Here is a 15,564-nt window from a genome sequence, read left to right as displayed (position 1 = left end):
TTATGAGTGAAAAAGCGACAGTAGAAATATCAGAAATCCATTGGATGATGGATATGTTCCAATCCGTAGATGTTGGATTGGTTGTATTAGACCGAGATTACAAAATTCAGGTCTGGAATGGCTTTATGGAAAACCATAGTGGTTTATTGCCTTATGAAGTAAGGGATAAAGTATTATTTGATGCCTTTCCTATGTTAGACAAAGAATGGTTATTACAAAAAATTGACCCTGTTTTTGTCTTAAAAAATAGAGCATTTACCATTTGGGAACAACACGCACATATTTTTAAATTTAAAAATTATCGCCCTATAACCAGTGTTGCTCCATTTATGTATCAAAACGCAACCTTTATTCCACTGACTAATATCACTGGTGATGTTACTCACTTGTGTATCATTATTTACGATGTTACCGATGTCGCTATTTCAAAAATAGAGTTACAAGAAGCCAATAATGAGCTGCAACGTCTAAGCCAAACGGATAGATTAACTAATCTTAACAACCGCGGTTACTGGGAAGAATGTTTACAAAAAGAATTTTCTCGCCAACGTCGTAATCAAACGGTTAGTAGTTTATTAATATTTGATATTGATCACTTTAAAAAAGTGAATGATGCATACGGTCATGCTGGCGGTGATGAAGCTATCTTGCATTTAGCTAAAATACTGAAGAAAAATTTAAGAGAAACCGATATTGGTGGACGTTATGGTGGCGAAGAATACGGCGTTATTTTAACGGGTACTACAGCAAAAGAAGCCTACATATTTGCAGAACGTTTAAGGATTATGGTTGAGGAATCTGTTGTTTCTTATAATGAATTTGAATTCCAATTTACAATAAGTTTGGGGATAGCTGAATTTACCGGTGAATTGAGTTCACATCAGAACTGGATTGAAGTAACGGACTCAGCATTATATAAAGCAAAAATGTCAGGCCGAAATAAAGTAGAAATATATACACAGCCTGAATAAAATACAGCAGAATAAATCGATAGATAATAAAAAGCTCAGTTCATAATATTATGACTGAGCTTTTTTATTTCTTAGGTATAAGTTGTTAAGAAAAACTTAGTTCCACTGTTTTTGTTTATTACGGCGAGTTAATAACCAACCAAAAAATACACCAAGTAACACGGCACCAACATCATATAGCTTAGCTAAAATACGTTTTGTTTCATCTATTTGCTCAACTGAAGCTCGTAACGTTTCATTTTCAGTTGTTGCGGCTAATAATTTTTCTGATAACGTTGAGTTGCTTGTTGTTAATTGAGCTATCTCAGTTTCTAAAACTTCTAAATCATCGGTAGATACTTTACCTAGTTTAGACATTTTAACGTTTAAGTCTTTAATTGTGGCGTTAGCTGTAGCTAGCTTAGCCTTTACTCCTGCAGTATCTACTAACAAAGTTGAGTCTATCCAACCTGTTTTGTTATCACTTAATTTTATTTCTAACCAACCGGTATTCACATTTTTTGTGATAACCGTTACTTTGTCACTCGCTGGAACACGACCAATAATGCGATAACGGCTACTACTACCAGAGTGAATGTATACAAATAATTCATCACTTATAAACATTTCATATGGAGTGACTTTAACTATTGGGCTCTTTTTCTCAACTGTTTCCGCTACTACTGCAGGAACTGCTACAGTTTCAGGAGTTGATGCCGCGTCTGTTTTTTCTTCAGCATTTATTGCTTTAGTTTCCGGCTCAGTAGGCTCCACTTCTGGTTCTGCAAGTGCAGAATTTGATAGAGTTAAGCCACAAAGTAGCATGGCGATAGTTAGCTTTATTCGTTTATTTTCCATTGCAAGTATCTTATTTTTAGTTCTAAAAATTTATCTATCCTTGATGTTAGGTTTTTACGCAAGGGAGTTCAAGTACTTATTGTTTAGTCTGTAGAAGCAACTTTAGTTTTTATTAATTAAATTAGCTTTATAAGCTGCAATGGAAAATATTGAGTTTAGTTTAATGGTTAGGTAACCTGCACATTACTTAACTTTTCCTACCATAAGAAAAAGTCACATAAATGGAAATTGAATTAAAGTTTTTAGTATCAAGCCTTGATAGTTCGTTGTTATCTAAGACATTAGAAGATAGCCAGTATCAGATTGAGCATAAACCTACGCTGAAATTGTCAAATGCCTATTACGACACTCAGGATAATACACTTCGTCAGTGGGATTTTGGTTTACGAACCCGCCGTAGTGAAGCTGACAACGGCAGTTGCCGTATGGAACAAACTATCAAGTTAGCGGGTAAAGATATCGGTGGATTGCAACAGCGTCCTGAATACACTGAAGCGCTAAATAATACCAATACCGAGTCTGTATTTGCTGATTTAACTTTATTCTCTCCATCTATTTGGCCACAAGGTTTTGTGGCGCAAGATGTTCAGTCTCGATTAACCAAAGTATTTGAAACTAATTTTACTAGACAAATATGGTTAATAACAACAGCCAATGGGGCAGTTGTTGAATGTGTGTTAGACAAAGGTTATGTTGAAGTTAATCAAGAAGGTGAAGTTCGCCAACAAGAAATTTCAGAGTTTGAATTAGAAATTGTTAGTGGTGATGTCTCCGACCTAATAGAAATTGCGACTTACTTAACGACAAAAATAAATGCCAAATTAGGCTATTTAAGTAAAGCGGCTAGAGGCTACATGCTAGCGCAAGATATTGTCTTGGAAAGTAAAAATTTAGAGCTTTGCCAACTTTCTAATGATCAGCAAATAGAACCCGCTTTTATTAAATTGCTTAGTTACGCAATAAACTTTATTCAGCATCATGAAGTTGTGTTTGCCCAGAAGAAAACGTTAAAGTCGTTACGTCGGGTACTCGATGGTTTTTCATTAATTATTCACATACTGCAATTATTTTCTAAATACTTACCTAATAGCCAATGCCAAAAATACATTGAGCAATTTAAGCAATGTCGAGGCGACCATAGTTGGATTGAAGCATTTTATCAGTTAGAGCAATTAACTGGACGAAAAAGCCCATATAGAAAAGACATAGATAAAAGTGAATATTTACGCTCTACATTGGCTTCTATCAAAATGCCAGATGATAAAATTGAAAAATCCCTCAGTAAATTTAGCTCAACTGAGTATAACCATTTGTTTTTGAGCTTTATTCAATGGATAAATAAAAAGCAATGGCGTAATGAAATGCCTTTGGATGCTTTAAATCAACTAACAATTCCTATGGTTGAAGTATCAGAAACCTGGTTGGATTATTATTGGATTACATTAAAAGAGGCATTGTTAGCCTTGCCTAAACAAACCAATATATCAGGCGTAGAGTCAACATTTTTGCCATTAACTAAAGTGTTATTAACGGGTGTTTGTGTGGATAGTCTGTTTGTTTGTGAAGAACGTAAAAACTTCCGCAGTCATCTATTAAATCTGATGGTTGGCTTTGAAGAAACCATTTTATTACAAAAGTCAGAGCAAATATTATTAGCTAATACTAAAGACGATGATGATGAAAAGTCAGCAATTAAATGGCTACAGTCAAAACAACAAAGCTTACAAATGGCTTTGGATGCTTCGGTTATTGCAACAACTAAACTAAAACCGTATTGGTAAAAGCAGAGTAAGTAGCCTTTAGCATAACAGGGACTATTTTAACGATTGATTCAGATGATGGAAATAAATCTATATGTTGCCACAAGAACTAAGCTCGCAAGCTGAATTACGCCTACAAAGCGTATTAGAAAAATGGCCAGACGTTAACGCCACCGAAGTAGGCACTCAAGTTACCTTGACCTTATTAGGGGTTAGCGAGTTTATCTTTCAAACCTGTCAACGTTATCAAAATGTTGCTGAATACTTTTTAACACTGAATAACCAGAGCGAGTTATTAACTGAGATTGCTTTTATAGATCAAGCATCTTTACAGTTAGATGAAGTAAGTTTTCTACATAAGCTAAGAAGCTTTCGTCATTTTGTTATGTCAGTGTATGCCGCAAGAGACTTTCTTAAGCTACAAACAATTGAATCCACAATGACAAACCTATCTAATTTGGCAGACCAATTTTATCTGTTAGTGAGAGAGTGGGTGAAGATACAAATGTCAGCTCGTTCCGGATTAGCTCTTGATCCGCAAGGCAATGAAATAGCTTTAATTGCTCTAGGTATGGGGAAATTAGGTGGCGGTGAACTGAATTTCTCTTCCGATATCGATCTGATTTTTGCTTATGCCGAAAAAGGTGAAACCAGTACAGGACGTCGCAGTGAAGACTTCCAAATTTACTTCACAAAAATGGCGCAAAAAATAATTCAATTGCTCGACTCGGTTACCGCAGATGGTCGAGTTTTTAGAGTCGATATGCGTTTACGGCCATTTGGCGATAGCGGCCCGTTAGTTAGTAGCTTTGATGCACTTGAAGATTATTATCAAGATCAAGGTCGCGAGTGGGAACGTTACGCATTATTAAAAGCACGGCCTTTAGGTTTAAGCTCTGCTATTACCGACACAGAACAGACGCAGCAGCAATTATTACTACAAGTGTTGAAACCCTTTGTATATCGTCGTTATATTGATTACAGCGTGATTGATGCTCTTAGAAAGATGAAACTGCAAATACAACAAGAAGTAAAACGCAGAAACCTTAAGCTTAATATTAAATTAGGTGAGGGCGGAATTAGGGAAGCTGAATTTATTGTCCAAGCGTTGCAAATGTTACGTGGTGGCAAAGACGCACAGTTACAAAAACAAAGCCTATTAAAAACCTTACCTGAACTAGTCGCGTTATCTGTTTTTACCGTAGAAGAGTCTGAGCAGCTTAAAACCAGTTATTTGTGGTTACGTCAATGTGAACAGTATTTACAAGCTTTTGCAGATGAGCAAACTCAAACCTTGCCACAGGATGAATTAAAGCAACTTGCATTAATCACGCTATTTAAATTGGACTCTTGGTCTGCATTTTTAGAGGCGTTTAAACAACATAGTCAAAAAATAAATCACGTATTTATTAATGTAATAGGTGAAACACCGCAAGACTCTAACCAACAAGAAGATCACTTAATTAGTAAGTGGCGTGATATTTGGCTGCACAGTGATGAACAGTCTGAAGATGAAGCGGATATTGTACTTATTCAGCAACTGAAAAAAGAGCTAGCCAACTCGGTTAGTGGCAGTCGTGGGCAAGATAAGTTGGACTTATTAATGCCTCTGTTATTTGCCGAGTGCGAGTCACAAAATATAAAGTTAGACCAAGCTACAGCGGTATTTAACTTAGTTAAAAAAATTGCATCCAGAACCACATATTTAGAATTGTTAGATGAAAACCAAGGTGCTAGAACGCAATTAGTTAAACTGGTAACTTCTTGTCACTTCATCGGAAAAGAGCTAACAAAATTTCCCTTACTACTCGACTTATTAATTGATCCCAAATTACTTTACTCCCCAGCAGAATTGACAAGTTACCATTCAGATTTAAGACGCAGTTTATTACGCGTTGAACCGGACGACTTAGAATTACAAATGGAAGTGTTACGCCAATTTAAATTATCCACCCAATTGGCCATCGCCGCTTGTGACGTTCAAGGTGTGATGAACTTAATGCAAGTAAGCGATCACTTAACTGAATTAGCCAGTGTGTGTTTAAATTTCGCGGTTGAAATTGCTTGGGCGCAGATGATTGCTAAATATGGTTATCCTGTTGGTAGTTCATTTGAACATAAAAACTTTGGTGTTATTGGTTACGGTAAGTTAGGTGGTTACGAACTAGGTTACGGCTCAGACTTAGATATAGTGTTTGTTCATAACTGTAATAGCTCACAGCCAACAGACGGTAAAAAGCCAATTGATTCTAGGCAGTTTTATTTAAAACTGTCGCAGCGTGTTATGCATATCTTTACTACTCGCACCTTGTCGGGGGAATTATATGAAGTCGATACGCGTTTACGTCCATCCGGTGCATCTGGTTTATTAGCTATTAATATTGAAACCTTTGCAGAATATCAACAGACCGAAGCTTGGACTTGGGAGCATCAAGCGTTAGTACGCTCTCGCTTTATTCTCGGAGATGAACATTTAGGCCAAAGATTTAATCAAATTCGTCATGATATTTTAACTAAACAAAGAGATGCGGATTTACTTAAAAAAGATATCGCGTCTATGCGGGTTAAGATGTTTGATAATCTAAATAAAGAAAAAGAAGGCTTTTTTGACTTGAAACAGTCAAGAGGTGGCATTGCTGATATCGAATTTATTAGCCAGTTTTTAGTCTTATCCAAAAGTTACCAATATCCTGAACTTACTGACTTACCAGATAATATAAGAATTTTACAACAAGCCGCAAAACTTAATTTAATCTCAGAGTCTGATAATAAAGAGCTGGTGGATGCGTATATTTTGTATCGACGCCTTTACCACACAGCGTCATTAAATGGTGATGAAAAGCTATCTCAACTTAACGAAATAGAAGATAGCCGTGACAAGGTACTCGATATTTGGCAAAGCTTGTTTTAACGTTAGATAAGCACCTTTAATCTGCCTGGATTATAAAGACTAAAGATAAGTGTTTACTGTGGATGATGATAATTACAGCATTTTATACGCGCTTAGCTCCAATTTTTAGCATAAATTTTCAATATAATTAGTAAAAATCATAAAAAAATCGATATAACCACACTAATTTAATGTTTTTTGCAAAAAACTTCATGTTTTGAGTTGAAAACCATTTAGCTAACCCCACTTAGATAGCAAGCAAATTTAACCCCCTAATAACAGAATTTTGGAGAACATCCCATGGGTAGAATGATCGGTATAGATTTAGGTACAACTAACTCTTGTGTTGCAGTTTTAGACGGTGACAAACCTCGTGTAATTGAGAATGCAGAGGGTGATCGTACAACGCCATCTATCATCGCATACACAGAAGACGGTGAAACTTTAGTTGGTCAACCAGCTAAACGTCAAGCAGTAACAAATCCAACAAATACATTATTCGCAATCAAGCGTTTAATTGGTCGTCGTTGGGAAGATAAAGAAATTCAACGTGATATCGACATCATGCCTTTTAAAATTGTTAAAGCTGACAATGGCGATGCATGGGTTGAAGCGAAAGGCGAGAAAATGGCTCCGCCACAAATCTCTGCTGAAGTTCTTAAGAAAATGAAGAAAACAGCTGAAGATTATCTTGGTGAAGCAGTTACTGCTGCTGTAATCACGGTGCCTGCTTATTTTAACGATTCACAACGTCAAGCAACTAAAGATGCTGGTCGTATTGCTGGATTAGACGTAAAACGTATTATCAACGAGCCAACAGCCGCTGCATTAGCATACGGTCTTGGTAAAAAAGGTGGCGACAATGTTGTTGCAGTTTACGACCTTGGTGGTGGTACATTTGATATCTCTATCATCGAAATTGATGAAGTAGATGGCGAGCAAACATTTGAAGTTCTAGCAACTAATGGTGATACTCACTTAGGTGGTGAAGATTTCGATAACCGTGTTATCAACTACTTAGTTGAAGAATTTAATAAAGAGCAAGGCGTTAATCTTAAAAATGATCCTCTTGCAATGCAACGTGTTAAAGAAGCTGCAGAAAAAGCGAAAATCGAACTTTCATCTGCGCAAACAACAGAAGTTAACTTACCGTATGTAACGGCGGATGCTTCTGGTCCTAAACACATGAACATCAAGATCACTCGTTCAAAACTAGAGTCTCTTGTTGAAGATATGATCCAAGCAACATTAGAACCATTAAAAATGGCTCTTAAAGATGCAGATTTATCAGTAAGTGATATAAATGACATCATCTTAGTTGGTGGTCAAACACGTATGCCTAAGGTACAAGAAGCTGTTACTGAATTCTTCGGTAAAGAGCCTCGTAAAGATGTTAACCCTGATGAAGCGGTAGCGGTTGGCGCAGCGATTCAAGCTGGTGTTCTTTCTGGTGACGTTAAAGATGTATTGTTATTAGACGTTAGTCCATTATCTCTAGGTATCGAGACTATGGGTGGCGTAATGACTGCAGTAATCGAGAAAAATACTACGATTCCTACAAAACAGTCACAAACGTTCTCAACTGCAGAAGATAACCAAGCAGCAGTAACAATTCACGTACTACAAGGCGAGCGTAAACAAGCGGCAAACAATAAGTCACTTGGTCAGTTCAACTTAGAAGGTATACGTGCAGCACAACGTGGTACGCCACAAATCGAAGTAACATTCGATGTTGATGCCGACGGTATCTTACATGTATCTGCAAAAGACAAAGATACAGGTAAAGAACAGAAAATCACTATCCAAGCATCTTCAGGTTTATCTGATGAAGAAGTTGAAGCGATGATCCGTGATGCAGAAGCAAATGCTGAAGAAGACAAAAAGTTTGAAGTACTAGCGCAAGCTCGTAATCAAGCCGACGCTCTAGCACATGCTACTGAAAAACAAATCGTAGAAGCTGGTGATGACTTACCAGTTGAAGACAAAGAAGTTATTGAAGCTGCTATCACTGAGCTTAAAGACGCATCTAAGTCTGGTTCAACAGATGATATTGAAGCTAAATCTAAAGCTCTAATGGAAGCTTCACAAAAGCTAGCTGAAATAGCACAAGCTAAATCAGGTGCGCAGGAAGCTGGTCCAGATATGGGTGGAGAACAAGCTCAATCTGCACAAGACGATGATGTAGTTGATGCTGAGTTTGAAGAAGTAAATGAAGACGATAAAAAATAATTGATATCGCCCTATTTGGCTCAATGTCGTTGTCGTAAGTGCTCATGTGGTAAACCACACTCCGCGCTTACTTCTAGACCTAGAGCCAACTAGAACGTCTAAATTACTTTTTAAAATAGTAATTTAGGCGGCTTCAAAATAAAGATTTTTATACGGGCGTACATTAGTACGCCTTTATTTGTTTTAAAAAAAGAGTGAATTTTAATATGTCTAAACGCGATTATTACGAAGTTCTGAGTGTTGAGAGAAGCGCCACAGAACGAGAGATCAAAAAAGCATATAAGCGCTTGGCGATGAAATTTCACCCTGACCGTACTAAGGGTGATAAAGACTTAGAAGTTAAATTTAAAGAAGTCAAAGAAGCTTACGAAATATTATCTAACGAAGATACTCGTCATAAATACGATCAACACGGACACGCTGCGTTTGAACACGGTCACGGCGGAGGTCATGGTGGATTTGGCGGCGGCGCTGATTACAGCGATGTTTTTGGCGATGTATTTGGTGACATCTTTGGTGGCGGAGGTCGTCGCGGAGGTGGTGGTCAACGTCAACAACAACGTGGCTCTGATTTACGTTACAGCTTAGAAATGACCTTAGAAGATGCAGTCCGTGGTAAAGAGCTTGAAATTAAAGTTCCTACCTGGGTAACTTGTGAACCTTGTGATGGTTCAGGTGCCAATAAAGGCTCTAAAGCTAAAACTTGTACAACTTGTCACGGTCAAGGCCAAGTACAAATGCGTCAAGGCTTCTTTGCTGTTCAACAAACTTGTCCAACATGTAAAGGTAAAGGTCAGATTATTTCAGACCCTTGTAAATCATGTTATGGCGAAGGGCGTGTTGAAAAGACTAAAACCTTATCAGTTAAAATTCCAGCAGGTGTTGATACTGGAGACAGGATCAGACTAGCAGGTGAAGGTGAAGCAGGATTAAATGGCGCTGGTACCGGCGACTTATTTGTTCAAGTTCACGTTAAAGATCACAAAATTTTCCAACGTGACGGAACTAACTTATATTGTGATGTTCCTATCGGCTTTACAACTGCAGCATTAGGTGGCGAGATTGAAGTGCCAACCTTAGGTGGCAGAGCTAATCTAAAAATACCTTCTGAAACTCAATCAGGCAGAACTTTCCGTTTACGCGGAAAAGGTGTTAAGTCTGTTCGTGGTGGTCCAGTTGGTGACTTGCTATGTAAAGTTATTATTGAAACACCAGTTAACTTAAACGACAAACAAAAAGATTTATTAAATCAATTTGAAGAAACTATGTCGGGTAAAACATCAAAAAATCGTCCAAAAGAACAAGGTTTCTTTGACGGTGTTAAAAAGTTTTTTGATGACTTAACCAGTTAAACTAAGCTTGAATAAATACACTTAATAAAAAACCGACATCATGTCGGTTTTTTTATTTTAATTTATAATCGATTAATTCAATTGGTGTAAAAGCTACTTTAAATGTCAGCTAATTAATAATGATTTACAACATACTTGATGCCGGTTTGTTTCTCTAGAAAGCTTTCAGTATCGTCACCTTTTAATAATGCTAATGTTGCTATAGAGCCTGCTTGAATACAGGTTTGCGCAGTAACGGTGACAGTGGAAACACTCTGTTTTATTGGCCAACCAGTTTTAGGGTTGAGGATGTGGCTGTAACGCTCACCATCTATCATAACAAAGCGATGTAAATCACCAGTTGTTGCCATTGCGCCTCTATCAAATTTAACTCTGAGTGGCTCTTGAGCATGCCTTTCTATATCTACGGTCCACTTTAAACCATCACTTCTTTTTTGGCTGATCTCCATATCGCCACCTATGTTGATCAATATAGAATGTTTCGGTGCAAGTTCACGACCGACTTTTGCTATGCAGCTAACGGCATATTCTTTACCCATAGCACCAAAGTCAATTTCCATGCCCGTAGGTAATGTAATCGCTTCAGGTGTAACTGTCATTTTTGTCCAACCAACATAAGGTAACACTCTGTCTATGGCTTCTTGCGTTGGTGTCACTAAGTCTTCATCAAAGGTCCATACTTGACTTAATGCACCTGAGGTAATATCAAATAAACCATCGGATACGTCATATAATTCTTGAGCGTATTTAAATAAATTGTAGGTTTCAGTATCAATTTCTACTGGATTGCCATTGGACAGGTTTATCTTAGTGCACACGCTGTCTAGTACATAACGTGATAATTTTTGCTCTAACCTTTCTACTTCTTTAATGGTATGTTTTATTAGTTTTTGGTGTTGGGTGACATCGTCACCTTCAATTAATAAATAACAAGGAGAAGCCATAGCTGTAAAAGCCACTTGTATATGTCCTTCTTGCTGAGTTACTGATATTTGATTAGTCATAGACTAGAAGTAGATCCTTTAAAGCTAAGTTATTTGGTGATGAATTTTATTTAATATTATTGCTAGCTAACTATAGGCACTTATTTCATTAGACACCAGAAAGTAGGTGAAAAATGTGGATAATTAATTGCTATGTGGCAAGGTACAATTAATATCATGGTAATCCCAAAATAATCACTTTATGATTAACCATAAATAGTCTTACTCTTAGCAAGGCTAAAATTTGAATTTAAAAAAGTTGAATCATGTCAAAAATATATTCTCGTATTATTAAAGTCGTTCTGGCCAGTTACCTTATTGTTAATGGGGCTGTTTGGACTTTGTCTCCTGTAGTGATAGATCATTATTTATCTTCTTTTTTAACAAGTAAAAACTTGCAGTTAAGTGAAGAAACTAGCATTCGCTATAATCCTTTTATTTCTCAGCTTTATATTAGTCAGTTAGAAATTTTAGACTCTCGGGCGAATGAAAATAACAGCTTGCTCTCAATCCCCTCAGCAACTATTGAAGTTAGCTTGTTTAAACTACTGGCGAATAGAATTGTTATTGAAAAATTTGAAATAGATGGCTTGCAAGCAGATTTAGAGCAAATCCTTACCCAAGTTGAATTAATAACGTCGCAAGATACATCTTCTACGGAATCAACGGCACCGACAAAAGCAACTAAACCGACAGAAGTAAAAGTTGCTGACTCATCTAAACCAGAGTCTGAAACTAAAAAAGAGCCAAAGTTTGAAGCTGAAGAAGAAAAAAGCTGGTTAAGTACAGCTAAGTTTGAGCTCCCAAAACTTTTAATCAAAAACGCTACCCTGTTATTCACTTTAGCTGAAGATAAGCAGAGCATTAAACTCAACAATTTAGTTATCTCTGACGTTATACTTTCTCAATTGCAACAATCAGCCGCTGCAACGCTCACCTTACTTGTTAACCAAGCTCCATTAGAACTAAATGCTAAGCTGCAACTAAATGATGGCATTGGTCAGTTTGAGTACGGAGTTAACCTGACTAAATTGGACTTACATCAGTTTAAATCAGCACTGTTAGCGCCACTTAATACTCCTGTTGAAACAGTTCAATCAGCTTTAACCCAAACTGCAACTGAAACTACCAAGGAGTTTAATAACATTGAAGGTTTACTGTCATTTCAATTACAACAAAACGTTGTGTTTGATCAGTCCAAAATATCGTCTCAAATAAAAGGTGTTCAATTACAGTTAACCGACTTTGCTTTAATGCAAACGGGCACAGAAAACCGTAAAGTCGCCATTTCTGACTTACAATTTAAAGACGGCGCTGTAGAGTTATCAACACCACATTCACTATTGTCGTTATTCAATCAAACAGAGCAAACGGTTGCCAGTTTACAACAAGGGCTGAGCTTGCGTTCAAGCATCGGCATTGAACAGACAGATTTAGTCGTTGAACAAACAAGAGCTGAGCAAGCTCCAGAAACATCTGCAGAGAAAAATAAACAATCTGACAATACAAAGGAAAGTGTTACTGAGCTATTGAAACTAGCCAAACTTAATATTCCAAATATCAGTGCTGTGATAGAAAATGGTGAAAATCTTATTCAAACCGACTTAATTGAGTTTGACAGCATAGTTGTGGTTAATGACAAAATTATAGAGCTTAGTGAAAACAAAAGCAGCAACAAGAAAACCGATGAAGAGAAAAATGATAAAACTAAAACAGATAATACTAAAGCGCCAGAAAAACCTGGGTTTTCACCTTTATTAGAAATAGCAAAAATTAGCGTAGCGGATATAGAGATAACCAATAATGGTGTATTAGTTACCAGTGTAGATATTAATAAAGTGAACTCAGCTATTAATAAACAAGCTAATGGCTCTGTGCTTCAGTTAAATGCATTACTTTCTCCTTCGTCTACAACCACAACTGAAACTCCTCAAGAGGCGGCAAGTAATACAGTAAACATTTCACCAGTAACTGGAGAGTCACAAGCAGTTAAAGCAAACACAAAGGCGGAGCCAGCAGATACAAAACAGGAAAAAGGTGTAGAAGATAAAGCGAGCGAGCAAGAAAATCCATTTCGTTTTTATGTTGGCAAAATAAGCTTGTCAGATGATCTGATTTTAGCGGTAACGGATCGCTCGGTATCACCAAGTTATAGTAACAACATTAAAGTCTCGACCTTTACACTAGAGCCTATTGATAGCGAAAAGCCAAGTGTAACGACCAAAGTTACCGTAGCAGGAGCGTTTGATCAATATTCAAAATTCAGTATTAATGCGGATGTCGAGCCCTTCAAAAAAGATAAATACGTTAAAGCTGATATTACCGTGAGCGAGTTTGATTTATCCACAACCACAGCGTACGTACAACAGTTTATGGCGATTGAAAGTGGCCATTTGAACACGGTAAGTAGCTTTGTTATTAACGGTGAACAGATCAATGGTAATGCACAACTTAACCTGTCACGTGTTGAATTGTCGGAATCTTTTGATTATGACAGTTCTATAATGGTGGATAGTTTTATCCCAGTGAATCTCGCACTATCTATGTTAAAAGATAGTGACGGTAATATTGAATTAGACGTACCAATTGACGGTGATTTAAATTCGCCAGATTTTAGACTAAGTGGTTTTATGTCGTTATTAGTTCAACGTGCCACTATGGCGGCCACCAAAGAATACTTGATGAATGCCTTTGTGCCATACGCCAGTATTGTTCAAATTGGCATGCAAGCAGGGGAGTTTATTCTTAAGGTTAGGTTTCAAGATTTGATATTAACTACAGGCGAAGACGAATTACCTGAGTCTGCTTCAGAGTTTCTAAACGAATTCTCAGCATTAATGATAGATAAAGAAGATACTCAAATTACCGTCTGTGCTTTGTCTACTAAATCTGATATTGGTATTGAAAGTACCGAGAAGTTAACCGTAAAACAATTAGATAAATTGAATCAATTGTCATTGAATCGAATGAAAAACTTTAAAGACTTAATGGTTGATGAATACAAGATAAAAAGCTCCAGATTGTTATTGTGTGCACCAAGAGTCGACAACGGCAAAGACGCCAAACCTAGGTTAACGTTTTCTAATTAATAATTATATGTAAACCACTTTAATAAGGTTTACTTGTGACACTTGCTATTTCTCAGGAGCAAAGCTGATGCAGCCTAAAAAATTTGTACATGGTTATTACTTTGATGAAGAACCATCAAGTAATCGTGTTACCGAACTAGACGAATTAAATACCGACAAACCTTATTGGTTACACTTTGATTATGAAGCAGAGGAAACTATCTCTTGGCTGAATGAAAAAAGTGGTTTAAACCAAGTTGTTATAGATGCGTTATTACATGATGAAACTCGACCGAGAGCGTCTGTATTTCATGATGGAATTCTTATCTCGTTACGAGGTGTTAACTTAGCGGCGAATAGCAACCCAGAAGATATGGTATCTATTCGTTTATGGTTGTCTAAAGATAAAGTGATCAGCACACGTCACCGCACATTATTATCAACCAGAGATATAGCCACAGACTTTGATGCAGGAGAAGGCCCAACAACGCCAGCTCAATTCGTCAGTATTTTAACGGAACGATTAATTATAAGAATGGCTGGAACCATTGATGAAATTGAAGATAAAGTATCTGAAATTGAAGAAGCTATTTTAATGTCTAGCAACTATGGTTTACGCAATGAACTGTCAGACTGTCGTCGTCAAATCATCTCCCTACGTCGTTACTTATCGCCACAACGTGAAGCTATGCAGCAATTATTAAGTGAAAAGGTCACCTTTTTTAACACAGAAGAACGCATTCAATTGAGGGAAACCACTGATCACTTAATCCGTTTTATAGAAGATTTAGACTCAATCAAAGACCGCGCGACCGTAAGCCAAGAAGAATTAAGTAATCGTTTAGCAGAGCAAATGAATGGACGCATGTACGTGCTATCCATCGTAGCTGCCATATTCTTACCGCTTGGCTTTTTTACCGGGTTGTTAGGGGTAAATGTTGGCGGAATACCTGGCTCAGACAATCCATACGCTTTCGGACTATTCAGCTTCATGCTCGTCGTGGTAGTTTCACTGCAAGTTTGGGTGTTTAAAAAAAATAAATGGTTTTAAGATAAATTAAATTTTCACCCTGTATTTGATTAGTAAATAAAGGCATTTTATGGAATTTAAAATTTGGTATGCCGTTGTGACAAGTATTGTTTTGATGAATTTAATTGTGACTATCTTCTTATTAAGAAGAGATGATTTGGAACCTTTCCAAAAAGGAGCTCAACTATTTATAGTTTGGCTAATTCCTGTCATTGCCGGAATTGGAATATGGCAATTCTATCGTAGCCAAGATCGTCCATTAGCTAGAAACAAAATAGGTTCATCGTTAAGTAATGGTGAAGGTTATTCGTCTGCTGGAGGCGGCGGAGACTGAAGTAAAAAAAGAACATAAAAAAGCCAACATAAGTTGTAATGCCGATCAGTTAAGAAATATTTAACGATCCATTGACCGATCTTTTGAATAGTTCAAAATCCGATATCAAT

Annotated in this window: 10 protein-coding genes; 8 read left to right on the top strand and 2 right to left on the bottom strand. The window is 37.0% G+C overall.

The window, feature by feature from the left end; all coding sequences use genetic code 11:
• The first annotated feature begins 2 nt into the window (after window positions 1-2).
• Window positions 3-971 (top strand): sensor domain-containing diguanylate cyclase, encoded by a 969-nt coding sequence (locus Q0940_RS13780; protein WP_299269573.1) that lies wholly within the window; start codon window positions 3-5, stop codon window positions 969-971.
• 96 nt (window positions 972-1,067) lie between these two features.
• Here Q0940_RS13780 and Q0940_RS13775 read toward each other — a convergent pair whose 3' ends face one another.
• Entirely contained in the window at window positions 1,068-1,808 is a 741-nt protein-coding gene (locus tag Q0940_RS13775; protein WP_299269571.1) for a TIGR04211 family SH3 domain-containing protein, read from the bottom strand.
• A 221-nt stretch (window positions 1,809-2,029) separates the two neighbouring features.
• On the opposite strand from Q0940_RS13775, the gene Q0940_RS13770 reads away from it, so the two are divergent.
• The 4 genes from Q0940_RS13770 to dnaJ all read left to right on the top strand — a co-directional run bounded on the left by Q0940_RS13770 (window position 2,030) and on the right by dnaJ (window position 10,039).
• Window positions 2,030-3,589 carry a CYTH domain-containing protein gene (locus tag Q0940_RS13770; RefSeq protein WP_299269568.1) on the top strand — a complete coding sequence of 520 codons (1,560 nt, stop codon included), beginning with the start codon at window positions 2,030-2,032 and terminating at the stop codon, window positions 3,587-3,589.
• Between the two features lie 73 nt (window positions 3,590-3,662).
• Window positions 3,663-6,479 carry a bifunctional [glutamate--ammonia ligase]-adenylyl-L-tyrosine phosphorylase/[glutamate--ammonia-ligase] adenylyltransferase gene (gene glnE, locus Q0940_RS13765; protein WP_299269566.1) on the top strand — a complete coding sequence of 939 codons (2,817 nt, stop codon included), beginning with the start codon at window positions 3,663-3,665 and terminating at the stop codon, window positions 6,477-6,479.
• Between the two features lie 279 nt (window positions 6,480-6,758).
• On the top strand, window positions 6,759-8,687 hold the full coding sequence (gene dnaK / locus Q0940_RS13760; RefSeq protein ID WP_299269563.1) for a molecular chaperone DnaK: 1,929 nt from the start codon (window positions 6,759-6,761) through the stop codon (window positions 8,685-8,687).
• Between the two features lie 206 nt (window positions 8,688-8,893).
• Complete coding sequence (gene dnaJ, locus Q0940_RS13755) at window positions 8,894-10,039, top strand: molecular chaperone DnaJ (RefSeq protein ID WP_299269560.1); 1,146 nt, start codon at window positions 8,894-8,896, stop codon at window positions 10,037-10,039.
• 113 nt (window positions 10,040-10,152) lie between these two features.
• Here dnaJ and Q0940_RS13750 read toward each other — a convergent pair whose 3' ends face one another.
• Window positions 10,153-11,043, bottom strand: a complete 891-nt coding sequence (locus tag Q0940_RS13750) for an FAD:protein FMN transferase (RefSeq protein ID WP_299269558.1) — start codon at window positions 11,041-11,043, stop codon at window positions 10,153-10,155.
• 245 nt (window positions 11,044-11,288) lie between these two features.
• Between Q0940_RS13750 and Q0940_RS13745 the strand changes: the two genes are divergently transcribed.
• From Q0940_RS13745 to Q0940_RS13735, 3 genes are all read left to right on the top strand, one after another.
• Complete coding sequence (locus Q0940_RS13745; RefSeq protein WP_299269556.1) at window positions 11,289-14,111, top strand: DUF748 domain-containing protein; 2,823 nt, start codon at window positions 11,289-11,291, stop codon at window positions 14,109-14,111.
• A gap of 67 nt (window positions 14,112-14,178) precedes the next feature.
• Complete coding sequence (locus tag Q0940_RS13740; protein WP_299269553.1) at window positions 14,179-15,141, top strand: zinc transporter ZntB; 963 nt, start codon at window positions 14,179-14,181, stop codon at window positions 15,139-15,141.
• Window positions 15,142-15,217: 76 nt separating this feature from the next.
• Window positions 15,218-15,454: a hypothetical protein gene (locus tag Q0940_RS13735; protein WP_299269551.1), complete on the top strand. Its 237-nt coding sequence runs from the start codon at window positions 15,218-15,220 to the stop codon at window positions 15,452-15,454.
• Window positions 15,455-15,564 lie beyond the last annotated feature (110 nt).

This window comes from uncultured Psychrosphaera sp. (assembly GCF_947500655.1).
Lineage (GTDB): Bacteria > Pseudomonadota > Gammaproteobacteria > Enterobacterales > Alteromonadaceae > Psychrosphaera.
The sequence above is the reverse complement of the archived record's forward strand: the minus strand, read 5'-3'. Positions and strand labels throughout refer to the sequence as shown.